The sequence below is a fragment of the Kitasatospora sp. NBC_01246 genome, assembly GCF_036226505.1.
GTDB lineage: Bacteria > Actinomycetota > Actinomycetes > Streptomycetales > Streptomycetaceae > Kitasatospora.
The window spans coordinates 5,754,495-5,778,218 of sequence record NZ_CP108484.1 but is presented as its reverse complement, the minus strand read 5'-3'; the positions used below and the strand labels follow the sequence as shown (position 1 = coordinate 5,778,218).

Sequence of the window (23,724 nt, the reverse complement as noted above, 5' to 3'; positions counted from 1 at the left end):
ATAGTCAACGTTCCACCCATGAGCGACCGTGCAGAACATTCGCCTGCAAGCGGCCATGTGCTCCTTAGAAAGGAGGTGATCCAGCCGCACCTTCCGGTACGGCTACCTTGTTACGACTTCGTCCCAATCGCTGGTCCCACCTTCGACGGCTCCTCCCCTTACGGGTTAGGCCACCGGCTTCGGGTGTTACCGACTTTCGTGACGTGACGGGCGGTGTGTACAAGGCCCGGGAACGTATTCACCGCAGCATGCTGATCTGCGATTACTAGCAACTCCAACTTCATGGGGTCGAGTTGCAGACCCCAATCCGAACTGAGGCCGGCTTTTTGGGATTCGCTCCGCCTCGCGGCATCGCAGCCCTTTGTACCGACCATTGTAGCACGTGTGCAGCCCAAGACATAAGGGGCATGATGATTTGACGTCGTCCCCACCTTCCTCCGAGTTGACCCCGGCAGTCTCCTGTGAGTCCCCATCACCCCGAAAGGCATGCTGGCAACACAGAACAAGGGTTGCGCTCGTTGCGGGACTTAACCCAACATCTCACGACACGAGCTGACGACAACCATGCACCACCTGTATACCGACCACAAGGGGGCGACTATCTCTAGCCGTTTCCGGTATATGTCAAGCCTTGGTAAGGTTCTTCGCGTTGCGTCGAATTAAGCCACATGCTCCGCTGCTTGTGCGGGCCCCCGTCAATTCCTTTGAGTTTTAGCCTTGCGGCCGTACTCCCCAGGCGGGGAACTTAATGCGTTAGCTGCGGCACCGACGACGTGGAATGTCGCCAACACCTAGTTCCCAACGTTTACGGCGTGGACTACCAGGGTATCTAATCCTGTTCGCTCCCCACGCTTTCGCTCCTCAGCGTCAGTAATGGCCCAGAGATCCGCCTTCGCCACCGGTGTTCCTCCTGATATCTGCGCATTTCACCGCTACACCAGGAATTCCGATCTCCCCTACCACACTCTAGCCTGCCCGTATCGAATGCAGACCCGGGGTTAAGCCCCGGGCTTTCACATCCGACGCGACAGGCCGCCTACGAGCTCTTTACGCCCAATAATTCCGGACAACGCTCGCACCCTACGTATTACCGCGGCTGCTGGCACGTAGTTAGCCGGTGCTTCTTCTGCAGGTACCGTCACTTGCGCTTCTTCCCTGCTGAAAGAGGTTTACAACCCGAAGGCCGTCATCCCTCACGCGGCGTCGCTGCATCAGGCTTTCGCCCATTGTGCAATATTCCCCACTGCTGCCTCCCGTAGGAGTCTGGGCCGTGTCTCAGTCCCAGTGTGGCCGGTCGCCCTCTCAGGCCGGCTACCCGTCGTCGCCTTGGTAGGCCATTACCCCACCAACAAGCTGATAGGCCGCGGGCTCATCCTGCACCGCCGGAGCTTTACACCCACCCCCATGCGGAGGAAGGTCATATCCGGTATTAGACCCCGTTTCCAGGGCTTGTCCCAGAGTGCAGGGCAGATTGCCCACGTGTTACTCACCCGTTCGCCACTGATCCACCCCGAAGGGCTTCACCGTTCGACTTGCATGTGTTAAGCACGCCGCCAGCGTTCGTCCTGAGCCAGGATCAAACTCTCCGTGAATGTCTGCCCGTAATCGAGCCGCACTCGCGTCGAGCGGCACGGCAACCACCGGAATAGGGCGGCCCCGCGCACTGCGTCCTCGCTAGTGTTTACTTCATAAAGGAATCTCCAACCCCGATCACAAGGATCAAGGCCGGGGATGTCAACATATCTGGCGTTGACTTTTGGCACGCTGTTGAGTTCTCAAGGAACGGACACTTCCTTCGGACCGCCTTCCAGCGGGCCCTCCGGGCGCTTCGTTCTTTCGTGTTTCCAGCTTACCAGATGTTTTCCGCTCCGTTTCCGGCGCTTCGTTCATCCAACTCGCTGGTGTCTTCCCGGGCTTGACGCCCTGTCCGACGTTTCAAACTCTAGCCGATCCCCGCCCCGAAAAGCGAATCCGGCCGCAATCCATATAAACAGGCACACCGAATAAGGCATGAGCCGTGCCTGCCGTCGAAATGACAAAGCACAACCCAGCCCGAACCGGGAAGTGATGTTTCAAGGGATTGGCCGCTCCGGGACCGTCCGCGTAGACACGTGTCCGGTGCTCCCAGCCGAGCGACTAGAGAACACTACGCCGCCGGGCCGGGCGATGCAAACAGCCGCCGGCCGGACCCCGGGGGGAGGGGTCCGGCCGGCGGCGGCAGTGCGGCGGGGGCTCAGCTGTTGGTCGGGAACCCGAGGTTGATGCCGCCGTGCGAGGGGTCCAGCCAGCGCTGGGTGACGGCCTTGCCGCGGGTGAAGAACTGCACGCCGTCCGGGCCGTACGCGTGGGCGTCGCCGAAGAGCGAGGACTTCCAGCCGCCGAAGGAGTAGTAGGCGACCGGCACCGGGATCGGCACGTTGATGCCGACCATGCCGACCTCCACCTCGTACTGGAAGCGCCGGGCCGCGCCGCCGTCGTTGGTGAAGATGGCGGTGCCGTTGCCGTAGGGGTTGGCGTTGATGAGCGCCACGCCCTCCTCGTAGGAGGAGACCCGCACGACCGACAGCACCGGGCCGAAGATCTCGTCGTTGTAGACGGACATGCCGGGCTTGACGTGGTCGAACAGGGTGGGGCCGAGCCAGAAGCCGTCCGAGGTCGGCGCGCCGTTGCGGTCCTCGGCGGTGATCGGGTGCTTGCGGCCGTCGACCGCGAGCTCGGCGCCGTCGGCGACACCGGACTCGACGTAGGAGGTGACCTTGTCCCGGTGCTGGCCGGTGACCAGCGGGCCCATCTCGGAGTCGCCGTTGCAGCCCGGGCCGACCTTCAGGTTGGCGATCCGCTGCTTGATCTTGTCGACCAGCTCGTCGCCGATCGGGTCGACGGCGACCAGCACCGAGATGGCCATGCAGCGCTCGCCGGCCGCGCCGAAGCCGGCGTTGATGGCCGCGTCGGCGCTGAGGTCCAGGTCGGCGTCCGGCAGGACGAGCATGTGGTTCTTGGCGCCGCCGAGCGCCTGCACGCGCTTGCCGTAGCGGGTGCCGGTCTCGTAGACGTAGCGGGCGATCGGGGTGGAACCGACGAAGCTGACCGACTTGATGTCGGGGTGCTCCAGTAGGCGGTCGACGGAGACCTTGTCACCGTGCACGACGTTGAACACGCCGTCCGGCAGCCCGGCCTCCTTCCACAGCTCGGCCAGGAAGTTGGCGGCGGACGGGTCCTTCTCGGACGGCTTCAGGACGACGGTGTTGCCGGCCGCGATCGCGATCGGGAAGAACCACATCGGCACCATCGCCGGGAAGTTGAACGGCGAGATGACGGCCACCGGGCCGAGCGGCTGGCGGATCGAGTAGACGTCGATGCCGGTGGACGCCTGCTCGGTGAAGCCGCCCTTGACGAGCTGCGGGATGCCGCAGGCGTACTCGACGACCTCCAGGCCGCGGGCGATCTCGCCGAGCGCGTCGGAGTGCACCTTGCCGTGCTCGGCGACGATGATCGCGGCCAGCTCGTCCCGGCGGGCGTTGAGCAGCTCGCGGAAGTTGAAGAGCACCGTGGTGCGCTTGGCGATCGAGGCGTTGCGCCACTCGACGAAGGCCGAGGCGGCGGCGGCCACCGCCTGGTCGACCTCGTCGATCCCGGCGAAGTCGACGTGACCCGAGACCTGGCCGGTGGCCGGGTCGAAGAGGTCACCGCGGCGGGGTGCGGCGCCGGCGGTGGCGACCGGCCGGCCACCGATCCAGTGAATGATGTGCTTGCTCATGGTCCGTCTGCCTCCGAAGTCCCGGGCGGCGTCCTGCCGCCGGTCCCTTGTGTGGCGCCGCCCGCGAGAGGGCCGGGCGACGGGATCACGGGGCTACCGCGCTCATCACCCAGTCTGCTGGCCGTCATCGCCCGCCTCAACGAACAGGCTGACGGGGATCCGGGATTCAGCCTTACAGGTCGTCGGCCGTATCGGCCGGACGGGCGAAGCTCAGACCCCACCGGACCCCGTCGCCCCGTCTGCCTCCTCCCGGGCACCGGCCGACCGCGCGCCCGCCGCGTCCTCGACCGGTGCCGCCTCGCCGGTGTCCTCCACGAGCTCCCGGTCCTCCCGGCCCTCCCGCTCTCCCAGGGCCTCGACGTCCTCCTCGACTTCCGGGTCCTCCAGGGCCTCGACGTCCTCCAGGTACGGATCGTGCAATCCGTCCGCGGCCTCCTGGGTCTCCAGCAGGTCGAGGCGGAGGTCCTGCGACCACGCCAACGCCCACCGCTTCAGCCCGGCCACCGCGCCGCCCGCCGCTCCCCGGGCCCGGAACCGTCCGTCGGCGGCGTCGGCCAGCGTCTCCAACCGGTCGGCGAGGACGGCGGGCTGGAAGTCCGCGTCCAGCGCGGTGGCCAGTGCGAGCAGCTCCCCCTCCCGGTACCAGGCGGTCAGGGCGTGCACGTCGAGCAGGTCCCGGGGCAGGCCCCGGTCGGCGAGCAGCGCGGTGGCGAGTCCGGCCGCGTCCTCCAGGGCGACGACGGTCATCGTCAGCGGGGGCTCCCCGGCCGCCGGCGCGCCGAGGTCGAGGCGGACCGGGCGGTGGCCCAGTGGCTCCTTGCGCAGCTCCACCGTGTGCGACCGCCCACCGAGCGTCAGCCGGACGGACAGCTGTTCCAGGCGCGGGGTGCCCGGGCGCTCGGCCACCCCGCCGCCCGCCGCCCGGTAGGCGGCGGCCAGCTCGGCGGCGGCCTGCGGCAGATCGGTGCCGCCGTCGGCCACCAGGGTCAGCCCGTCCTGGGCGCAGGCCGGCACTCCGTGGGCGCGCAGCGCGTGCCCACCGGCGAGCGCGAGCCCGAGCCGGTCGCAGACGGGCCGGGCCGGCTCGGCGAGCCGCAACTGCGCCCGGCCGGGGCGGAGGAAGGGGTCGACGGCGTCCGGGGCGGTGGTCATCCTCCCAGTCTGGCGCGGCCGCCCGGGCCGTGCGCCGGGCCGCGTCCGGTCGGCGCCCCGGCTCCGGCGCCGCGGCGGCGTCACCAGTCGCTGAGCCGGGCGGCGGCCTCGTGCAGGGCGAGTTCCAGCACGACCGGGTCGTTGAGCCGTCCGGAGCCGTCGGGCGGGACGAGCCAGCGCACGCCGCGGTTGTGCCGTTCGGGGTGCGGTACGACGATCCAGGTGCCTTCGCCGGCGCACCGGACGCCCGTCCCGACCCAGCGCGCGGCCGTGCCGACGGGGACGAGGAAGCCGACGCTCTCGCCGGCGGAGTCGCCGAGGACCGGCCCGCAGGAGCGGGAGTCGAGGATGTCGATGACGGGACGGCCGAGCCGGCCGGGTACCGAGAGGACGTCCCAGCGCCGGCCGGCCGGCAGCAGCATCAGGCCCAGCCCGCTGCGTTCCCACTGTTCCCGGAAGGCGTCCGGGTCCGGTGCCGCCTGGGCGAGCCAGTGCAGTCCGGTGCTCTCCATGTCCTGTCCCCGTTTCTCAGCGCGCTGCTGATCGTGGCGCGGCGGGAAACCGAGACCCGCCGTCACCAACGAGAGGCGGACGGCGGGTCTCTCTTACACGGATAGCGCGATCACCTCGCCGAACGGATGGATCGGCTCGGATCAGCTCGGCTCGGCTCGGCTCGGATCAGCTCGGCTCGGCTCGGCTCGGCTCGGCTCGGATCAGCTCGGATCAGCTCGGCTCGGATCGGATCGGCTCGGCGGATTCTCCGCGCCGATCACCGGATCAGCCGGTGATCGGCGCGGAAGGCCGTCGGGGCGGCCGCTCAGCTGTCGAAGCCCAGCCCCATCCGGTCGAGGGTGCGCAGCCAGAGGTTGCGGTGCCCACCGGTCCGGTCGGCGCGCTCCAGCGACCGGGTGGTGAGCTCGATGCCGGCCCAGCGCACCGGCTCGGGCGGGAACGGCAGCGGCTTGGAGCGGACCATCTCCAGCGAGGTGCGCTCGGTGCGCTCCCCGGCCAGCAGGTCGAGCATCACCTCGGCGCCGAACCGGGTGGCGCCCACCCCCAGCCCGGTGTACCCGGCGGCGTAGGCGACCCGGCCGCGGTGGGCGGTGTCGAAGAACGCCGAGAACCGGCTGCAGGTGTCGATCGCGCCGCCCCAGGCGTGGGTGAAGCGCAGCCCCTCCAGCTGCGGGAAGCAGCGGAAGAAGTTGTGCGCCAGGGTTCGGAAGGTCTCCGGCCGCTGGTCGTACTCGTGCCGGACGTGTCCGCCGTAGTGGTAGACGGCGTCGTAGCCGCCCCAGAGGATGCGGTTGTCGGCGGAGAGCCGGAAGTAGTGGAACTTGTTGGCGCTGTCGCCGAGCCCCTGCCGCCCCTTCCAGCCGATCGCGGCGAGCTGCTCGGCGCTGAGCGGCTCGGTCATCAGCGCGTAGTCGTACACCGGGACGACGAACGGGCGGACCCGCTTGACCAGCGACGGGAAGACGTTGGTGCCGAGCGCGACCCGGCGGGCGAAGACCCGTCCGTACGGGGTGCGGACGGCCATGCCGCCGCCGTGCTCCCTGAGGTCCGTCGCCCGGGTGTGCTCGAAGATCCGCACGCCCTGGGAGAGGCAGGCGTCCTTGAGGCCCCAGGCGAGTTTGGCGGGGTGGACCATCGCCACGCCCTCCTTGTCCCAGAGCCCGCCGAGGAAGGTCGGCGAGTCGACCTCGGCCCGCAGCTCGTCGCGGTCGAGCACGGTGATGTCGAGTCCGTACTCGGCGACCGCCTCGGCGACCTCCTGCAGCTCGGCGAGCTGGTGGGGCTGGGTGGCGACGTCGATCTCGCCGGTGCGCTCCCACTCGGCGTCGATCCCGTAGCGCGCGATGGTCGCCTCGATGCCGTCCAGGTTGGCCGCGCCGAGGCGTTCGAGCTGGGCGAGTTCGGCGGGCCAGCGCTGCAGCCCGTTGCCGAAACCGTGGGTCAGGCTGGCCGCGCAGAATCCGCCGTTGCGCCCGGACGCGGCCCACCCCACCTCGTTGCCCTCGACCAGGACGACGTCCAGGGAGGGGTCGCGCTCCTTGGCGACGAGGGCGGTCCAGAGGCCGGAGTATCCGCCGCCGACGACCAGCAGGTCGCAGGTGGTGTCGCCGACGAGGGCGGGCAGCGCCGCCGGCCGGCCCGGGTCCTCCAGCCAGAAGGGGGTGGGCCTGGCGTCACTGAGCGCGCGGGCGGAGTCCATGCATTATCAGCCACTTTCTGCACATCGATGATGGTTGTCGGCCGCTCCCGACGCTACGTCGGGGGCGCCGGCGGTGCCGGTCAGGCGGTGGCCTTCCGGCGGTTCCCGAGCCACTGGCCGGCGACGGTCAGCACCACCGCGGCGATGAACATCGCGGTGCCGATGACGTTCACCTGCACCGGGATGCCGCGCTGCGAGGCGCCCCAGACGAACATCGGGAAGGTGACCGTGGTCGGGCCCGAGTTGAACTGGGTGATGATGAAGTCGTCGAAGGAGAGCGCGAAGCTGAGCAGCGCGCCGGCGGCGATGCCGGGGGCGACCAGCGGCAGGGTGACCCGCAGGAAGGTCTGGGTCGGGGTCGCGTAGAGGTCCTGGGCGGCCTGTTCGAGCCTCGGGTCCATGCTCATCACCCGCGCCTTGACCGCCGTCACCACGAAGCTCAGGCAGAACATGATGTGCGCGATGAGGATCGTGGTGAAGCCGAACGGGATCCGCATGTTGAGGAAGAGCGTGCCGAGCGAGGCGGCCATCACCACCTCGGGCATGGCCATCGGCAGGAAGATCATCGCGGTGGTGGCGGAGCGGCCGCGGAAGCGGTAGCGGGCCAGCGCGAAGGCGACCATGGTGCCGAGCACGGTGGCGCCGACGGTCGCGAGCACCGCGACCTCCAGGCTCAGCGACAGCGACTGGCACATGTCGGCCACACCGCAGGGATCGGTCCAGGCGTCGGTGGAGAACTCGGACCACTCGTAGTTGAACTTGCCGACCGGCTTGTTGAACGAGAAGGCCAGGACCACCAGGTTGGGCAGCACCAGGTAGGCCAGGGCCAGCAGGCCGGCCAGCACCACCAGGTGGGCCCGGATCCACTTGATCACTCGGGACATCAGACCAGTTCCTCCGTCCCGGCCTTGCGCATGTAGACCGTCACCATCCCCAGGATCAGGGCCATCAGGATGAAGCTCAGCGCTGCCGCGGTGGGGTAGTCGAGCACGTTGAGGAACTGCTTCTGGATGCCGTTGCCGACCATCTGCTCGCTCGGCGAGCCCAGCAGCTGGGCGTTGATGTAGTCGCCGGAGGCCGGGATGAAGGTGAGCAGCGTGCCCGCGACCACGCCGGGCAGCGAGATCGGGAAGGTCACCTTGCGGAAGGTCGTGAACGGGCGGGCGTACAGGTCTCCGGCCGCCTCGTGCAGGCGCGGGTCGATCCGCTCCAGCGAGGTGTACAGCGGCAGGATCATGAACGGGAGGAAGTTGTAGGTCAGGCCGCACACCACCGCGAGCGGCGTGGCCAGCACCCGGTCGCCGGAGGTGAGGCCGACGGCGCTGGTGAGGTCCAGGACGTGCAGCGCGTTGAGCGCGCCGACCACCGGGCCGCCGTCCGAGAGGATCGTCTTCCAGGCCAGCGTGCGGATCAGGAAGCTGGTGAAGAACGGCGCGATCACCAGGATCAGGATGACGTTGCGCCAGCGCTTGCTCGCCTTGAAGGCGATCGTGTAGGCGAGCGGATAGCCGATGGCCAGGCAGAACAGCGTGGCGGTGGCCGCGTAGCCGAACGAGCGGACGAAGTGCCAGCGGTACTCGACCAGGGCGTCCCAGTAGGTGGCGACGTGCCAGGTGACCTTGAAGCCGCTCTCCAGCGAGCCGGTCTGCAGCGAGGTGGAGGCCTGGTAGACCATCGGCACCGCGAAGAAGACGACCAGCCAGGCTATGCCCGGCAGCAGCAGCCAGTACGGGGTGAGCTTTCGCCTGGGCCGCGCGGCCGGTCCGGGCAGCGGGCTGCCGTCGGGGGGTACGGCCTGCGGCGGCGCCACGGCGGTGGTGGTGGTCATGCCGCCTCCTCCCCGGTGCCCGCGTCGATCGCCTGGGCGGCGTCCAGGGCGAAGGAGTGCGCCGGGTTCCAGTGCAGGACGACCGGCGCACCGGGGACGATCCGGGTGTCGCGCTCCATGTTCTGCTCGAAGACGGTCACCTCCTGGCCGCCGTCGGTGCGCACCAGGTACTGGGTGGAGACGCCGATGAAGCTGGAGTCGACCACGGTGCCGCCCAGCCGGTTGCGGCCGTCGGCGACCTCGGCGGAGGAGTGCTCGATGGTGATCTTCTCCGGCCGGACGCCGAGGTGGACCTTCCTCGCGTCGGCGGCGCACCGGGCCTTCGGCACGGAGAGCCGGGCGCCGGCGGCGCTGAGCAGGAGGTCGCCGCCCTGCTGCCCGGTCACGTCGGCGGGCAGCAGGTTGGACTGGCCGAGGAAGTTGGCCACGAAGGTGGTGGCGGGGTTCTCGTAGAGCTCGGCGGGGGCGCCGAGCTGCTCGACCCGGCCGCCGTTCATCACCGCGATGGTGTCGGCCATCGTCATGGCCTCCTCCTGGTCGTGGGTGACGTGGACGAAGGTGATGCCGACCTCGGTCTGGATCCGCTTGAGCTCCAGTTGCATCTGGCGGCGGAGCTTGAGGTCGAGGGCGCCGAGCGGTTCGTCGAGGAGGAGCACCTGGGGGTGGTTGATCAGGGCACGGGCGACGGCGACGCGCTGCTGCTGGCCGCCGGAGAGCTGGTGCGGCTTGCGGCGGGCGTACTGGCCGAGCTCCACCAGCTCCAGCATGTCGTCGACCTGCTTCTTGACGTCCTTCTTGCCGCGCCGGCGCAGGCCGAAGGCGACGTTCTCGAAGATGTCGAGGTGCGGGAAGAGCGCGTAGCTCTGGAAGACGGTGTTCACCGGGCGCTTGTACGGGGGCAGGGCGGTGACGTCCTGGCCGCCGATCAGGACGGTGCCGCTGGTGGGCTCCTCCAGCCCGGCGATCATGCGCAGGGTGGTGGTCTTGCCGCAGCCGGAGGCGCCGAGCAGGGCGAAGAAGGAGCCCTGCGGGACGGTCAGGTCGAGCGGGTGGACGGCGGTGAAGGCGCCGTAGGTCTTGCCGATGCCGGTGAGGCGGACGTCGCCACCGGTGGCCGCGGAGCGCAGCTGCTCTGTCATGGGTGGTGTCTCTCTGGTTCTCTGCCGTCAGGGGGTCAGGCGCCGATGAGCTTGGAGAACTTCTCCTCGAAGGAGCTCTCCTCGGCCTCGGTCAGGCTGCGGAACACGTGCGCCTTCGCCGCCATCTCGGGGGTGGGGACGACCAGCGGGTTGGCCGCGGTGTCCGGGGCGATGGCCGCGAGCTCCTTCTCCATCCCGGTGACGGCGGAGACGTAGCCGATGCCCGCGGCCAGCTGCGCCGCGATCTTGGGCTGATAGTAGAAGTCGATCAGCTTCTCGGCGTTGGCCTTGTGCCGGGCCTTGGCCGGGACGAGCATGTTGTCGGTCCCGTAGACGAAGCCCTGCTCCGGGACGACGAACTCGATGTCCGGGTTGTCGGCGCGGAGTTGGATCAGGTCGCCGCCCCAGGCGACGCAGGCCGCGATGTCCCCGGAGGAGAGCTCCTGGCCGTAGTCGTTGCCGGTGAAGCGGCGGATCTGCTTGCTGTCCACCGCCTTCTGCAGCCGGGCGATCGCCGCGTCGTAGTCGTCGGCGGTGAACTTCGCCGGGTCCTTGCCCATGTCCAGCAGGGTCATCCCGACGCTGTCGCGCATCTCGGAGAGGAAGGTGACCCGGCCCTTGAGGTCCTGGTCCTCCAGCAGCTGGGCGACGCTGGTGACCTCCTTGCCCCTGGTCGCCTTCCGGTTGTACGCGATCACGACCTGGATGCCGGCCCACGGGTAGGAGTAGAGCCGGCCCGGGTCCCAGTCGGGGGCGCGGAAGCGGGAGTCCACGTTGGTGATCGCGGTGGTGACGTTGGCCGGGGTGAGCTTCTGCGCCCAGCCGAGCCGGATCAGCCGGGCGGCCATCCAGTCGGTGAGCACCATCAGGTCGCGGCCGGTGTCCTGGCCGGCCGCGAGCTGTGGCTTGACCTTGCCGAAGAACTCGACGTTGTCGTTGATGTCCTCGGCGTACTTGACCCTGATCCCGGTGGCCGCGGTGAAGGCCTCCAGCGAGCCGTGCTTCTCCTGGTCGTTCTCGTCGGTGTCGATGTACAGCGGCCAGTTGGAGAAGCTCACCTCCCGCTCGTCCTCCGACAGGTCGGGGGCGGCGTTCGCGGTGGAGTCACCGGTGCCGGCGGTGCCCGCCGCCGGGATGCCGCAGGCGGCCAGCGTGCCCGCACCGGCGGTGAGGGCGGCGGCGCGCAGCAGGGTCCGCCTGCCGACGGCGGCCCGGCCACTGGTCAGACTGCGTTCCCAGGCCCTGCGGACCGGTTCGGGCAGACCGTCGGTGAGCTCGTTGAACACCATGGAACGGGCCTCCTGGGGGGAGAGGTCGGGTCGGGGCGGTGGGGGAACGCCCCTGGGAGGGGTTATCTGTCTCCGAAGACGGTGCGGTGCCAGTCCTTGCGGGCCACCGCCGTGGTGTCGAACATGACGTGCTTGACCTGCGTGTACTCGTCCAGCGAGTACTGCGACATGTCCTTGCCGTAACCGGAGGACTTGTAGCCGCCGTGCGGCATCTCGCTGATGATCGGGATGTGGTCGTTGACCCAGACGCAGCCCGCCGCGATCTCCCGGGTGGCGCGCAGCGAACGGTGCACGTTGCTCGTCCACGCCGAGGCGGCCAGGCCGTACGGGGTGTCGTTGGCCAGCCGCAGCCCCTCGTCGTCTCCGTCGAAGGGCAGGACGACCAGGACGGGGCCGAAGATCTCGCCCTGGACGATCTCGCTGTCCTGCGCCGCGTCGGTGACGAGGGTCGGCAGGTAGTAGGCGCCGCGGGTGAGGTCGGTGCCGTCGTGGCCCTTCTCGGGGGCGTGTCCGCCGGTGACGACGGTGGCGCCGTACCCGCGGGCCCGCTCGACGAAGCCGGCCACCCGGTCGCGGTGGGTGTGGGAGACCAGCGGGCCGAGGTCGGTCCGCGGGTCCAGCGGGTCGCCGAGCCGGATCGTGCGGTAGAGGTCGGCGACGCCCGCCACGAAGGCGTCGTAGAGCGGCCGCTGCACGTACGCGCGGGTGGCGGCGGTGCAGTCCTGGCCGCTGTTGATCAGCGAGGCGGCGACCGCTCCGTGCACGGCGGCGTCCAGGTCGGCGTCGTCGAAGACCACGAACGGGGCCTTGCCGCCCAGCTCCAGGTGGGTGCGCTTGACCGTCGCGGTGGCGAGTTCGGCGACCCGTCGGCCGACCGGGGTGGAGCCGGTGAAGGAGACCATCGCGACGTCCGGGTGCGCGACCAGGCGCTCGCCAGCGGTGCGCCCGGCGCCGGTGACCACGTTGACCACGCCGTCCGGGATGCCGGCCGCGGTGCAGGCCCGGGCGAACATCACCGAGGTCAGCGGGGTCAGCTCGGCCGGCTTGAGGACGATGGTGTTGCCCGCCGCGATCGCCGGGAGGATCTTCCAGGCGGCCATCTGGAGCGGGTAGTTCCACGGCGAGATCGAGCCGACCACGCCGATCGGCTCGCGCCGCACGTACGAGGTGTGGTCCCCCGAGTACTCGCCGGCCGCCTTGCCCTCCAGGTTGCGGGCGGCGCCCGCGAAGAAGGCGGCGTTGTCGATCGTGCCGGGGACGTCGAACTCGGTGGAGAGCTTGACCGGCTTGCCGGTCTGCGCGGACTCCACCCGGGCGAGGTCGGCGCCGGCCTCGGTGAGCACGGCGGCGAGCCTGGTCAGCGCCTCCGAGCGGGCGCCCGGGGTGGCGCCGGCCCACTCGGGCAGCGCGGCGCGGGCGGCGGCCACGGCGGCGTCGACCTGCTCGGTGGAGGCGAGGGAGATCTGCTCGACCACGCTGCCGTCCGCCGGGTTGACGACCTGGAAGGGCTCGCCGCTCCCCCGGCTCTGCCGGCCGGCGATGTACTGCGCGCCCGCGCCGAAGTCGGTCAGGTCCATCTGTTCCTCCAAGTGCCGGTGGTTCGACTGCCCGCAAGGCGAAAGACCGCCTGATCCGCCATGGTGCAGGTGCCGGCGGGCGGGGGACCGCACCGGCGTCGTACGACTGGTCGAGTCGCCGCGTCCTCGGTACGGGGGAAACCGGCCCGGTCGGTCACCGGGATGCGCGATCCTGACAGCCGGGCGTGACCCCGGCAAGGGATTCCGGTGTTGCTTTCCGGTCACGCGACGGATTCCCGCGGTTGTGTCGTCTTTCGCCACAGCCGACCCGCTGACCATGCCCGGTGCCGCCGGGGCGTGACAAGGGTCACCCCGGAAAGCTAGCCGCGCAGGGCCTTACAGGGTGCAAGGGTTCCGGCAGGGCGACAGTTCGTCGCCGCGAGCGATGATTTACCTGACACTCTGAACCCTGGAGGCCCGCGATGCTCCCCACCGTCGCCCGTGTGCTCGACCTGGAGGTGATGCGGCGCGGCCTCCCCCAGGTCGTCGCCGGCACCGACCACCTGGAGCGCCCGGTCCGCTGGGTCCACGTCAGCGAACTGCCCGATGTCGCCGGGGTGCTCCAGGGCGGCGAGCTGGTGCTGACCACCGGCATCGCGCTGCCCGAGGACCGCGAGGGACTGGCCCGGTACGTGCGCGAGCTGGACGAGGTCGGCGTGGCCGGCCTGGTCATCGAGTTCGGCCGGCGCTACTTCGACTCGCTGCCCCGCGCCCTGGTGCACGCCGCCGAGCAGCGCGGTCTCCCGCTGATCGCGCTCCGCCGCGAGCTGCGCTTCGTCGCCGTCACCGAGGCCGTGCACGCCCTGGTGGTGAACGCCCAGCTGGAGCAGCTGCGCACCTCGGAGGCGGTCCACCAGGTCTTCAACGAGCTGGTGGTGGAGGGCGCCGAGCCGGCCGAGGTGGTCCGTCAGGTGGCCCGGATGGCGGGCGGGCCGGTGGTGCTGGAGAACCTCGCCCACCAGGTACTGGCGCACGACACCGCCGGCCGGCCCGAGACCGAGCTGCTGGAGGACTGGGAACGCCGCTCGCGCGGGGTCCGCCCGCCCGGCCGTACCGGTCACGACCCGCGCAGCGGCTGGCTGGTCACCACGGTCGGCGCCCGCGGCCAGGACTGGGGCCGGCTCGTCCTGGTCGCCGACCCGGGGCCGCTGCCCGAGGGCACCGCGCACCCGCACACCATGCTGCTGGAGCGCGGCGCCTCCGCGCTCGCCCTCAACCGGCTGGTGGTGCGCGACCGCGAGAGCCTGGAGCGGCAGACCCACCGCACGCTGCTCTCCGGCATCCTCACCCATGCCCTGACCGTCTCCGAGGTGGCGCTGCGCGCCCAGGCCCTCGGCGTGCCGCTGGAGGGCCGCCGGCTGGTCGGGGTGGTCCTGCGGCAGCGGCGCGGACCCATCCCGGCCGCCCTGGAGGCCCAGGCCAGGCTGCGCGACTTCACCGAGCTGGCGGCCACCGCGATCCGGAGCTGCCGGCTCTCCGCGCTCGTCGGCGCGCTGGACGACGAGGGCGTCGGCGTGCTGATCGCCCTCGCCGCCCAGCAGGACGAGCACGCCGCGCTTGACGCCTTCGCCGCGGCGCTGCGCCGGCTGACGGCGGAGGCCGACCGGGAGGCCGCCCCCGCGCCGGCGCCGGTGGTCGCCGCCGGCTCCTCGGTCGGCTCGGTGCGCGACGCCCGGCGCACCCTGCTGGAGGCCACCCAGGTCGCCGACGCCGCACTGCACGACGCCCCCGGCGGCCGGGCGGCCGCGTACTACCGGCTGCCCGACGTCCGGCTCCGCGGCCTGCTGCACCTGCTGCGCGACGACGCCCGGCTGCAGACCTACGTCGAGCGCGAGCTGGGCCCGCTGCTCGCCTACGACGCCGAGCACAACGCCCAGTTGGTGCAGATGCTGCGGATCTACCTGGAGCAGGGCCGGAACAAGTCGGCGGCGGCCGACGCCGCGCACCTGTCCCGGCCGTCCTTCTACGACCGGCTGCACAAGGTCGAACGGATCCTCGGCGTCGACCTCGACCAGGTGGAGTCCTGCCTCTCGCTGCACGTCGCGCTGCTCGGGCTGGACGCGGTGCGCCGCTGAGCCGCGGCCCCCTCGGCCGGCCCCCTGCGGCTAGACCCCGGTGATGCGGCCCCAGACCTTGTGCAGGCCTGGACGCTCGGCCGAGGTGACGTCGCGCATGGTGTGCAGCCGTGCCCGCATCTCGTCGGTCGGGAACAGCAGCGGGTGCTCCGCCAGCTCGGCCTTCTCCTTGTCCCCGCTGTCCGCCAGCACCTCGCGGGCGGCCGGCACCGGGCAGATGTACTGCACGGCGGCGGCCAGCTCGGCGGCCACCTCGGGTCGGTAGTAGTGGTCGATGAGCAGCTCGGCGTTGGTCTTGTGGTCGGCCCGGTTGGGTATCAGCAGGCTCTCCGCCCAGAGCTCGCCGCCCTCCTCGGGCACCACGAAGGCGATGTCCGGGTTCTCGGCGGTGAGCTGGACGGCGTCACCGGAGTAGGCCTGGCAGGCCAGCGCGGCCCCCGAGGCCAGGTCGCTGGTGTAGTCGTTGCCCGTGAAGCGGCGGATGTGCCGGCCGTCGACCATCTTCTGGACCAGGTCCATCGCCCGGTGCGCGTCGTCCTCGGTGAAGGCCCCGATGTCGGCGCCGTACCCGAGCATCAGCAGGCCGAGCGCCTCGTCCAGCCCGGCGAACAGGGTGACCCGGCCCTTGAGGTCGGGGGCCCAGAGGTCGGCGGTCGACCTGATTTCGCGGCCCAGCTCCTTGCGGTTGTAGGCGATGCCGGTGATCCCGGACTGCCACGGCACGCTGCGCCGGCGCCCGGGGTCGAAGGCCGGGTTCGCCAGCTGCGGATCCAGCTGGGCGGTGACGTTGGGCAGGTTGGCGCGGTCCATCGCCTGTACCCAGCCGAGCGAGACGTACCGCCCGGCCATCCAGTCGCTGACCACCATGAGGTCCCGGCCGGGGTCGCTGCCCTGGGTGAGGACCGGGCCGATCTTCCCGAAGAACTCGTCGTTGTCGTTGATGTCCTCGGTGTAGGTGACCTTGATCCCGGTCCGCTCGGTGAAGGCGTCCAGGGTCGGCCGGTTGCCGTCGTCGTCGACGTCGATGTACTGCGTCCAGTTGGAGAACGCCAGCCGCTTCTCGCTCCCCGAGCGGTCGGGCGCGGAGCGGTGGTCCTCGGCCACGTAGGCGGACGGGATGCCGCAGCCGGTCAGGGCGCCGGCGCCGATCAACCCGGCGGTGCCGAGCACGCCGCGGCGGGTGAGGGTGGTGCGGGACAAGGTGGGCCTCCGGGGCGTGGGACGGCCCCGGGCGCACGCGGGCACCCGGGGCCGTCCTGTCGGGTCTGATACGTCGTCGGGCCACGTGCACGCCGGACTGTGTGCTGGTCGGACTGCCTGCTGGTCGGACGGTCCGCCGGTCAGACGGTGTGCTCGTCGGTCAGCGACAACACCTCGTCGAGCACGGCGAGACCGGCCTTTGCCTCCTCCTCCGTGACGGTGCACGGCGGGACGACGTGGAAGCGGTTCATGTTGACGAACGGCCAGAGCCCGCGCTTCTTGCAGGCGGCGGCCAGCTCGGCCATCGGCGCGTTGGCGGGGCCGGCCGCGTTGTACGGCACCAGCGGCTCGCGGGTGGCGCGGTCCTTGACCAGGTCCAGCGCCCAGAACACGCCGAGGCCGCGGACCTCGCCGATCGAGGGGTGCCGCTCGGCCAGCTCGCGCAGACCGGGGCCGATCACGTCCTCGCCGATCCGTGCGGCGTTCTCGACGATGCCCTCCTCCGCCATCGTGTTGATGGTGGCGACGGCCGAGGCGCAGGCCAGCGGGTGGCCCGAGTAGGTGAGCCCGCCGGGGAACGGCCGCTCGGCGAAGGTCGCGGCGATCTCCGCGCTGATCGCCACCCCGCCGAGCGGGACGTACCCGGAGTTGACGCCCTTGGCGAAGGTCAGCAGGTCCGGGGTGACGCCCCAGTGGTCGGCGGCGAACCAGGCGCCGGTGCGGCCGAAGCCGGCCATCACCTCGTCCAGGATGAGGACGATGCCGTAGCGGTCGCAGATCTCGCGCACCCCGGCCAGGTAGCCCGGCGGCGGGATCAGGATGCCGGCGGTGCCGACCACGGTCTCCAGGATGATCGCCGCGACCGTGCCCGGGCCCTCGAACGCGATCACCTGCTCCAGGTGCTCCAGCGCGCGCTCGCACTCCTGCGCCTCGTTCTCGGCGTGGAAGTTGGAGCGGTAGGCGTACGGGCCCCAGAAGTGCACGACACCGGAGACGCCGGTCTCGTTGGCCCAGCGGCGCGGGTCGCCGGTGAGGGCGATCGCGTTGGCGGTGGCGCCGTGGTATGAGCGGTAGGTCGCCATGACCTTCTGCCGCCCGGTGTGCAGCCGGGCCAGCCGGATGGCGTTCTCGTTGGCCTCGGCGCCGCCGTTGGTGAAGAAGATCTTGTCGAGGTCCCCGGGGGTGCGCTCGGCGATCAGCCGGGCGGCCTCGCTGCGCGATTCGACGGCGAAGCCGGGGGCGATGGTGCAGAGCTTCGCGGCCTGCTCCTGGATCGCGGCGACCACCTTCGGGTGCTGGTGCCCGATGTTGGTGTTCACCAGCTGCGAGGAGAAGTCGAGGTAGCGATTGCCGTCGTAGTCCCAGAAGTACGAGCCCTCGGCGCCGGCCACCGCGAGGGGGTCGATCAGCGCCTGGGCGGACCACGAGTGGAAGACGTGCGCGCGGTCGGCGGCCTTGACGGCCTGGCCGGCAGCTGAGTCAGCGGTGGGGATGCTCATGCGGCAAGGCTAGGGAGTCGCGGTGCCGAAGTGCAGGTTCATCCTGTCAGGCGGTCACCCGAACGGCCGACAGGATGGCAAGGCGAAGGGCCCGGGTCGTTCCCGACCCGGGCCCTTCGCCAGACCTGTGACCGCGACTGGATCGCAGCGAACCGACTGGATCGCCGTCATACCCCGCCCGACGGTCACGACCTGCTAGATCGCAGTCATGACGTGCTTCACCCGGGTGTAGTCCTCGAACCCGTAGGAGGAGAGGTCCTTGCCGTAGCCCGACTTCTTGAAGCCGCCGTGCGGCATCTCGGCGACCAGCGGGATGTGGGTGTTGATCCAGACGCAGCCGAAGTCCAGGCGGCGAGACATCCGCATGGCGCGGGCGTGGTCCTTGGTCCAGACCGAGGAGGCCAGCGCGTACTCGACGCCGTTGGCGTAGCCGACCGCCTGGTCCTCGTCGGAGAACTTCTGCACGGTGATGACCGGGCCGAAGACCTCGTTCTGGATGATCTCGTCGTCCTGGTTCAGCCCGGAGACGACGGTCGGGGCGTAGAAGTAGCCCTTGTCGCCGACCCGGTGGCCGCCGGCCTCGACCTTGGCGTGCGTCGGCAGGCGGTCGATGAAACCGGTGACCTGCTTCAGCTGGTTAGCGTTGTTCAGCGGGCCGTACAGCACGTCCTCGTCGTCCACGCCACCGGTCTTGGTCTCGGCCGCGGCCTTGGCCAGCGCCTCGACGAAGGCGTCGTGGATCGACTCGTGCACCAGCACGCGGGTGGCGGCCGTACAGTCCTGGCCGGCGTTGAAGAAGCCCGCGACCGAGATGCCCTCGACGGCCTCGGCGATGTCCGCGTCCTCGAAGACCACGACCGGGGCCTTGCCGCCCAGCTCCAGGTGGACGCGCTTGACGTCCTTGGCCGCCGACTCGGCGACCGAGATGCCGGCGCGCACCGAGCCGGTGATGGAGGCCATCGCCGGGGTGGGGTGCTCGACCATGGCCCGGCCGGTCTCGCGGTCGCCGCAGATCACGTTGAAGACGCCGGCCGGCAGCTCCATGTCCTTGAGGATGCCGCCGATGATCTCGGCCAGCAGCACGGTGGAGGCCGGGGTGGTGTCCGAGGGCTTCAGCACCACGGTGTTGCCCGCGGCGATGGCCGGGGCGAACTTCCAGACGGCCATCATCATCGGGTAGTTCCACGGCGCGACCTGGGCGCAGACGCCGACCGGCTCGCGGCGGACGATCGAGGTCATCCCGTCCATGTACTCGCCCGCGGCCTTGCCCTCCAGCAGGCGGGCGGCGCCGGCGAAGAAGCGGATCTGGTCCACCATCGGGCCGATCTCCTCGGAGAGGGTCAGCGCGCGGGGCTTGCCGGTGTTGCGGACCTCGGCGTCCACGATCTCGTCGGCACGGGACTCGACCGCGTCGGCGATCTTGAGGAGCAGCTTCTGGCGGGTGCTCGGGGTGGCGTCGCGCCAGACCGGGAAAGCGGCGTCGGCGGAGGCCATCGCGGCGTCGACATCGGCGGCGCCGGACAGCGGGGACGTCGCGTAGACCTCGCCGGTGGTGGGGTCCACGATGTCGAGCGTGCGGCCGTCCGCCGCATCGACGAACTCACCGTTGATGTAGTTGCGCAGCGTGCGAAGGTCGCTCACGGGTCTCTCCTCGGTCTGGGCCTGCGGCATTGCAGATTCCGGCGCCATGGTACGTCGGCGGATCCGCCGGGCGAAGGGCGCCGAGTGGCCGCGCCGGGCGCGGCGCGGTCCACTGTTCGGGGGGACGCGCGCTGCGCTGCGAAGCCGCGCGCGTACCGGACCAGAGTAGCCGTACGACAGCCGGTATCGACAGGACAACTTCGACACGGCAATGAAATCCGTACATGATTTCCAAGATCACGACGAAATCAGCAGATCCCGCGCTTGCGAACAGAGGGCCGATCAGGCACAGTGGCGGCGTGGCCAACCGCGACCGGAACGCCAGCGTTCCCCTCGACGCCGCCTCCAAGGCGATCATCGAGCAGCTCCAGGAGGACGGGCGCCGCCCGTACGCCGCCATCGGCAAGGCCGTCGGCCTGTCCGAGGCAGCCGTACGGCAACGCGTCCAGAAGCTGCTCGACCAAGGCGTGATGCAGATCGTCGCCGTCACGGACCCGCTCACCGTCGGCTTCACCCGCCAGGCGATGGTCGGGATCCGGGTCGAGGGCGACATCGAGCCCGTCGCCGACGCGTTGGCCGCCCTCGACGAGGTCGACTACGTCGTCTGCACCGCAGGCTCGTTCGATCTCCTGGCCGAGCTGGTCTGCGAGGACGACGAGCACCTGCTCGAAATGATCAACAAGCGCATCCGCGCGCTTCCCGGCGTGCGGAGCACCGAGAGCTTCGTTTACCTGAAGCTCCGGAAACAGACCTACACCTGGGGCACCCGATGACAGCCGACCCGGCGCAGAAGGACCTTTCCAAGACCGCCTACGACCACCTGTGGATGCACTTCACCCGCATGTCGTCGTACGAGAACTCCCCCGTGCCGACGATCGCCAGGGGCGAGGGCACCTACATCTGGGACGACAAGGGCCGGAAGTACATCGACGGCCTCTCCGGCCTGTTCGTGGTGCAGGCCGGCCACGGCCGCGTCGAGCTCGCCGAGGCCGCTGCCAAGCAGGCCAAGGAGCTCGCCTTCTTCCCGGTGTGGAGCTACGCCCACCCGAAGGCCGTCGAGCTGGCCGAGCGCCTGGCCAACTACGCCCCGGGCGACCTGAACAAGGTGTTCTTCTCCACCGGTGGCGGCGAGGCCGTCGAGACCGCGTGGAAGCTGGCCAAGCAGTACTTCAAGCTGACCGGCAAGCCCACCAAGTACAAGGTCATCTCGCGTGCGGTCGCCTACCACGGCACCCCGCAGGGCGCCCTGTCGATCACCGGCCTGCCGGGCCTGAAGGCCCCGTTCGAGCCGCTGGTGCCGGGCACCCACAAGGCCCCGAACACCAACATCTACCGTGCCCCGGCCTTCCTCGAAGGCCCGGACGGCACCGTCGACCCCGAGGCCTACGGCCGCTGGTGCGCCGACGAGATCGAGGTGGCGATCCTCAACGAGGGCGCCGAGACCGTCGCCGCCGTCTTCGTCGAGCCGGTGCAGAACGCCGGTGGCTGCTTCCCGCCGCCGCCCGGGTACTTCCAGCGCCTGCGCGAGATCTGCGACCGCCACGACGTGCTGCTGGTCTCGGACGAGGTCATCTGCGCCTTCGGCCGCCTGGGCACCATGTTCGGCGCCGACAAGTTCGGCTACCAGCCCGACATGATCACCTGCGCCAAGGGCATGACCTCGGGCTACTCCCCGATCGGCGCCACGATCATCTCGGACCGCCTGGCCGAGCCGTTCTACAAGGGTGACAACACCTTCCTGCACGGCTACACCTTCGGTGGCCACCCGGTCTCCTCCGCGGTGGCGCTCGCCAACCTCGACATCTTCGAGCGCGAGGGCCTGAACCAGCACGTGCTGGACAACGAGGCGAACTTCCTCGGCACCCTGAACAAGCTGCGCGACCTGCCGATCGTCGGCGACGTCCGCGGCAACGGGTACTTCTACGGCATCGAGCTCGTGAAGGACAAGGTCACCAAGGAGTCGTTCAACGACGACGAGGTCGAGCGCGTGCTCTACGGCTTCCTGTCGAAGGCGCTCTTCGACAACGGCCTGTACTGCCGTGCCGACGACCGTGGCGACCCGGTCGTCCAGCTGGCCCCGCCGCTGATCTCCGACCAGTCGACCTTCGACGAGATCGAGCAGATCCTGCGGACCAGCCTCACCGACGCGTGGGCCAAGATCTGACGACCTGATCTTCCTTCCCCACCCTCCGCCGCAGGGCGGTCCCGCTCCCCGCGGGACCGCCCTGCGGCGTTTCCCGGACGATCTCTCGGACCAAACACGCCTGTTTCCGGGTGATTTGCCCCTGATGGGCCAGTGCGCCGCCACCGCGCCGGGCCCCGGTCGTTCTAATCTGACGACTGTCATATCCCTGCGGCCACCCAGGATGGAACCTCATGTCAGCGGCCCCGCCTGACAACGACGTGCTGTGGGCCCGGGGGATCGTCAAGTCCCATCACGGCACCCCCGCCCTGCGCGGCATCTCGCTCGGCGTCCGGGACGGCGAGGTGCTGGCGGTCACCGGCCCGCGCGGCTCCGGCAAGAGCACCCTGCTCGGCTGTCTCTCCGCCCTCCTCCCGGTCGACGAGGGGGAGGTCTGGTTCAACAGCGCCCCCGTCCACACCCTCGGCCGGGCCGGCCGCGAACGGCTGCGCCGCGACCGCTTCGGCTTCGTCGGCTCCGAACCGCACCTGGTGCCCGAGCTGACCGCCCGGGAGAACGTCGCCCTGCCCCTGCTGCTGGCCGGCGCCGGCAACAAGGCCGCGTACACCGCCGCCACCGAGTGGTTGGAGCGGCTCGACATCGGCGACATCGCCCGGCTGCGGCCCGACCGGCTGATCCAGAGCCAGCGCCAGCGGATCGCCGTCGCCCGCGCGCTCGCCCCGCTGCCCCCGGTCGTCTTCGCCGACGACCCGACCGCGCCGCTGCACCGCGAGGCCGCCGACCAGGTCCTGCGGATACTGACCAGCGCGGCCCGCTCGCACCAGCTCACCCTCGTCCTGGCCACCCACGACCCCGAGCTCGTCCGGTACGCGGACCGCGCCGTCGCACTCGTCGACGGACGGCTGGCCGCCCCCGCCGCCCCCGTCCCGCGCGGCACCCCCGGACCGGCCGGAATCGCCGGAACCGCCGGAACCGCCGCCGCGCCGGGAGCCACCGGAGCGTCCGCCGTGTCGGCCACGCGCCGATGACGCCGCCCCGCCGCTGAAAGAGTCGACGTGTTCTATCTCCGTCTGGCCCGGGGCTACCGGGTGCCCGACCTCGGCCGCTGGCTGCTCACCGCGCTGGCCGGCGCGGTCGTCGCCGCGTTCCTGCTGCGCGCCCTCGGCCGGGCGATGAGCGACCCGGCGGGCGGCGCCGACGCCGTCGCCCGGCTGCTCTGGTGCCTGCCCCCGCTCGCCGCGGTGGCCTGGTTCGCCGCCGTGGCCGCCCGCGCGGTACCGGCCCGGCGCCCCGAACGGATCACCGGCCTCACCGCGGCCGGCGCCGGCTCCGCCCGGATCCGGACCCTGATCGCCGGCGAGATCGCGCTCGCCTGCACCCTCGGCTCCGCGCTGACCCTGCTGCTCTTCCTGGTCCTGCGCAACGACATCGCCGGGCCCTCGCTCGCCCCCGAGGTCGGCATGGGCCTTCCGCTGCCGGCCGCCGCGCCCGTCACGCTGATCGCCCTGGTCCCGCTCACCGCGGGGATCGCGGCGGCCGCCGCGGTGCCGATCGCCGAGACCCTGCCCGGCAGGCGGCAGCCCGTACCGACCGGCTTCGGCCCCCTGCGGATCGCCCTGCCGGTCGGACTGGCCGTGATCGGCCTCGCCCTGGAACTCATCGCGCTGCGTCCCGGCGCCGCCGCCGACGGCCGCCCGATCCACCTGCCGGCCGGGCTCGGCTCCACCAGCACCGCCGCGCTGGGCGGCTGGGCGGCGAGCGCCGTCGGGCTCGCCCTGCTCACCGGCCCGCTGCTGTCTTGGACCGGAACGCTGCTCGCCGTCGGCCGGCCGACCCCGCTGCGGCTGCTCGCCGGACGGGGGCTGACCGCGCAGGCCCGCCGGCTCGGCCCGCCGCTGGCCGTGCTCACCCTGGCGGTCGCGGTGGTGCTCACCACCATCCGCTACTGGATCGGGGTGCCCGGCAGCGCCGACACCCTGCCCGCCGTCGAGGCCTGTCTGATGCTGGGCTGCGCGGTGGCCGCCGTGGTGTCCCGGCTGGCCGAGCTCCGCACCGCCCGCCGGGACGTCGCCGACGCCTTGCTGCGGATCGGCACCCCGCCCCGGTTGCTGTTCGGTGCGGTGGCCCTGCGGACCCTCGCGGTCGGCACCGTGCTGCTGGTCACCGGCGGGCTGACCGCCGCGCTGGCGGCCGCCGGTCTGCGCTGAACCGG

At 70.8% G+C, this 23,724-nt stretch carries 17 protein-coding genes and 1 rRNA gene; 5 read left to right on the top strand and 13 right to left on the bottom strand.

Going from position 1 to position 23,724, the window contains the following annotated elements:
- Window positions 1-68: 68 nt before the first annotated feature.
- The 10 genes from OG618_RS25145 to OG618_RS25100 form a co-directional block, all read right to left on the bottom strand.
- Window positions 69-1,592: ribosomal RNA gene (locus OG618_RS25145) — 16S ribosomal RNA — on the bottom strand.
- A gap of 641 nt (window positions 1,593-2,233) precedes the next feature.
- Complete coding sequence (locus OG618_RS25140) at window positions 2,234-3,757, bottom strand: CoA-acylating methylmalonate-semialdehyde dehydrogenase (RefSeq protein WP_329489800.1); 1,524 nt, start codon at window positions 3,755-3,757, stop codon at window positions 2,234-2,236.
- A gap of 210 nt (window positions 3,758-3,967) precedes the next feature.
- A complete protein-coding gene (locus OG618_RS25135) occupies window positions 3,968-4,909 on the bottom strand; it encodes a hypothetical protein (protein WP_329489799.1) in 942 nt (313 codons plus the stop codon).
- An 80-nt stretch (window positions 4,910-4,989) separates the two neighbouring features.
- Entirely contained in the window at window positions 4,990-5,421 is a 432-nt protein-coding gene (locus OG618_RS25130; protein WP_329489798.1) for a hypothetical protein, read from the bottom strand.
- Between the two features lie 305 nt (window positions 5,422-5,726).
- Window positions 5,727-7,121, bottom strand: coding sequence for an NAD(P)/FAD-dependent oxidoreductase (locus OG618_RS25125; RefSeq protein WP_329489797.1), 1,395 nt, complete (start codon window positions 7,119-7,121; stop codon window positions 5,727-5,729).
- A gap of 80 nt (window positions 7,122-7,201) precedes the next feature.
- Window positions 7,202-8,005, bottom strand: coding sequence for an ABC transporter permease (locus OG618_RS25120; RefSeq protein ID WP_329489796.1), 804 nt, complete (start codon window positions 8,003-8,005; stop codon window positions 7,202-7,204).
- Window positions 8,005-8,949, bottom strand: a complete 945-nt coding sequence (locus OG618_RS25115) for an ABC transporter permease (protein WP_329489795.1) — start codon at window positions 8,947-8,949, stop codon at window positions 8,005-8,007. Before OG618_RS25115 ends, OG618_RS25120 begins: the two co-directional genes overlap by 1 nt.
- Entirely contained in the window at window positions 8,946-10,088 is a 1,143-nt protein-coding gene (locus OG618_RS25110; RefSeq protein ID WP_329489794.1) for an ABC transporter ATP-binding protein, read from the bottom strand. The genes OG618_RS25115 and OG618_RS25110 overlap by 4 nt, the downstream gene beginning before the upstream one ends.
- Before the next feature lie 35 nt (window positions 10,089-10,123).
- Window positions 10,124-11,377 (bottom strand): polyamine ABC transporter substrate-binding protein, encoded by a 1,254-nt coding sequence (locus tag OG618_RS25105; RefSeq protein ID WP_329489793.1) that lies wholly within the window; start codon window positions 11,375-11,377, stop codon window positions 10,124-10,126.
- Between the two features lie 62 nt (window positions 11,378-11,439).
- A complete protein-coding gene (locus tag OG618_RS25100; protein ID WP_329489792.1) occupies window positions 11,440-12,954 on the bottom strand; it encodes a gamma-aminobutyraldehyde dehydrogenase in 1,515 nt (504 codons plus the stop codon).
- A 422-nt stretch (window positions 12,955-13,376) separates the two neighbouring features.
- Between OG618_RS25100 and OG618_RS25095 the strand changes: the two genes are divergently transcribed.
- Window positions 13,377-15,029 carry a PucR family transcriptional regulator gene (locus OG618_RS25095; protein WP_329489791.1) on the top strand — a complete coding sequence of 551 codons (1,653 nt, stop codon included), beginning with the start codon at window positions 13,377-13,379 and terminating at the stop codon, window positions 15,027-15,029.
- A gap of 30 nt (window positions 15,030-15,059) precedes the next feature.
- Here the strand turns inward: OG618_RS25095 and OG618_RS25090 are convergent, their stop codons facing one another.
- The 3 genes from OG618_RS25090 to OG618_RS25080 all read right to left on the bottom strand — a co-directional run bounded on the left by OG618_RS25090 (window position 15,060) and on the right by OG618_RS25080 (window position 19,399).
- A complete protein-coding gene (locus tag OG618_RS25090) occupies window positions 15,060-16,229 on the bottom strand; it encodes a polyamine ABC transporter substrate-binding protein (protein WP_329489790.1) in 1,170 nt (389 codons plus the stop codon).
- 140 nt (window positions 16,230-16,369) lie between these two features.
- Window positions 16,370-17,728 (bottom strand): aspartate aminotransferase family protein, encoded by a 1,359-nt coding sequence (locus tag OG618_RS25085; RefSeq protein ID WP_329489789.1) that lies wholly within the window; start codon window positions 17,726-17,728, stop codon window positions 16,370-16,372.
- 195 nt (window positions 17,729-17,923) lie between these two features.
- A complete protein-coding gene (locus tag OG618_RS25080) occupies window positions 17,924-19,399 on the bottom strand; it encodes a gamma-aminobutyraldehyde dehydrogenase (RefSeq protein WP_329489788.1) in 1,476 nt (491 codons plus the stop codon).
- Window positions 19,400-19,668: 269 nt separating this feature from the next.
- Here OG618_RS25080 and OG618_RS25075 point away from each other — a divergent pair, with 269 nt between their 5' ends.
- The 4 genes from OG618_RS25075 to OG618_RS25060 all read left to right on the top strand — a co-directional run bounded on the left by OG618_RS25075 (window position 19,669) and on the right by OG618_RS25060 (window position 23,719).
- Complete coding sequence (locus tag OG618_RS25075; protein ID WP_030306695.1) at window positions 19,669-20,142, top strand: Lrp/AsnC family transcriptional regulator; 474 nt, start codon at window positions 19,669-19,671, stop codon at window positions 20,140-20,142.
- The gene (locus OG618_RS25070) at window positions 20,139-21,533 is read left to right on the top strand and encodes an aspartate aminotransferase family protein (RefSeq protein ID WP_329489787.1); all 1,395 of its coding nucleotides are present in this window, start codon (window positions 20,139-20,141) and stop codon (window positions 21,531-21,533) included. Before OG618_RS25075 ends, OG618_RS25070 begins: the two co-directional genes overlap by 4 nt.
- Window positions 21,534-21,745: 212 nt before the next feature.
- Window positions 21,746-22,540: an ABC transporter ATP-binding protein gene (locus OG618_RS25065; protein ID WP_329489786.1), complete on the top strand. Its 795-nt coding sequence runs from the start codon at window positions 21,746-21,748 to the stop codon at window positions 22,538-22,540.
- A 27-nt stretch (window positions 22,541-22,567) separates the two neighbouring features.
- Window positions 22,568-23,719 (top strand): hypothetical protein, encoded by a 1,152-nt coding sequence (locus tag OG618_RS25060; protein WP_329489785.1) that lies wholly within the window; start codon window positions 22,568-22,570, stop codon window positions 23,717-23,719.
- The last annotated feature ends 5 nt before the right edge of the window (window positions 23,720-23,724 follow it).

Bases quoted from the DNA above. Each gene is read 5' to 3' on its own strand.
- OG618_RS25080 (WP_329489788.1), bottom strand. From the start codon at position 19,399: ATGCCGCAGGCCCAGACCGAGGAGAGACCCGTGAGCGACCTTCGCACG.
- OG618_RS25070 (WP_329489787.1), top strand. From the start codon at position 20,139: ATGACAGCCGACCCGGCGCAGAAGGACCTTTCCAAGACCGCCTACGAC.
- OG618_RS25065 (WP_329489786.1), top strand. From the start codon at position 21,746: ATGTCAGCGGCCCCGCCTGACAACGACGTGCTGTGGGCCCGGGGGATC.
- OG618_RS25125 (WP_329489797.1), bottom strand. From the start codon at position 7,121: ATGGACTCCGCCCGCGCGCTCAGTGACGCCAGGCCCACCCCCTTCTGG.
- OG618_RS25100 (WP_329489792.1), bottom strand. From the start codon at position 12,954: ATGGACCTGACCGACTTCGGCGCGGGCGCGCAGTACATCGCCGGCCGG.
- OG618_RS25110 (WP_329489794.1), bottom strand. From the start codon at position 10,088: ATGACAGAGCAGCTGCGCTCCGCGGCCACCGGTGGCGACGTCCGCCTC.
- OG618_RS25085 (WP_329489789.1), bottom strand. From the start codon at position 17,728: ATGAGCATCCCCACCGCTGACTCAGCTGCCGGCCAGGCCGTCAAGGCC.
- OG618_RS25115 (WP_329489795.1), bottom strand. From the start codon at position 8,949: ATGACCACCACCACCGCCGTGGCGCCGCCGCAGGCCGTACCCCCCGAC.
- OG618_RS25105 (WP_329489793.1), bottom strand. From the start codon at position 11,377: ATGGTGTTCAACGAGCTCACCGACGGTCTGCCCGAACCGGTCCGCAGG.
- OG618_RS25130 (WP_329489798.1), bottom strand. From the start codon at position 5,421: ATGGAGAGCACCGGACTGCACTGGCTCGCCCAGGCGGCACCGGACCCG.
- OG618_RS25135 (WP_329489799.1), bottom strand. From the start codon at position 4,909: ATGACCACCGCCCCGGACGCCGTCGACCCCTTCCTCCGCCCCGGCCGG.
- OG618_RS25095 (WP_329489791.1), top strand. From the start codon at position 13,377: ATGCTCCCCACCGTCGCCCGTGTGCTCGACCTGGAGGTGATGCGGCGC.
- OG618_RS25140 (WP_329489800.1), bottom strand. From the start codon at position 3,757: ATGAGCAAGCACATCATTCACTGGATCGGTGGCCGGCCGGTCGCCACC.
- OG618_RS25120 (WP_329489796.1), bottom strand. From the start codon at position 8,005: ATGTCCCGAGTGATCAAGTGGATCCGGGCCCACCTGGTGGTGCTGGCC.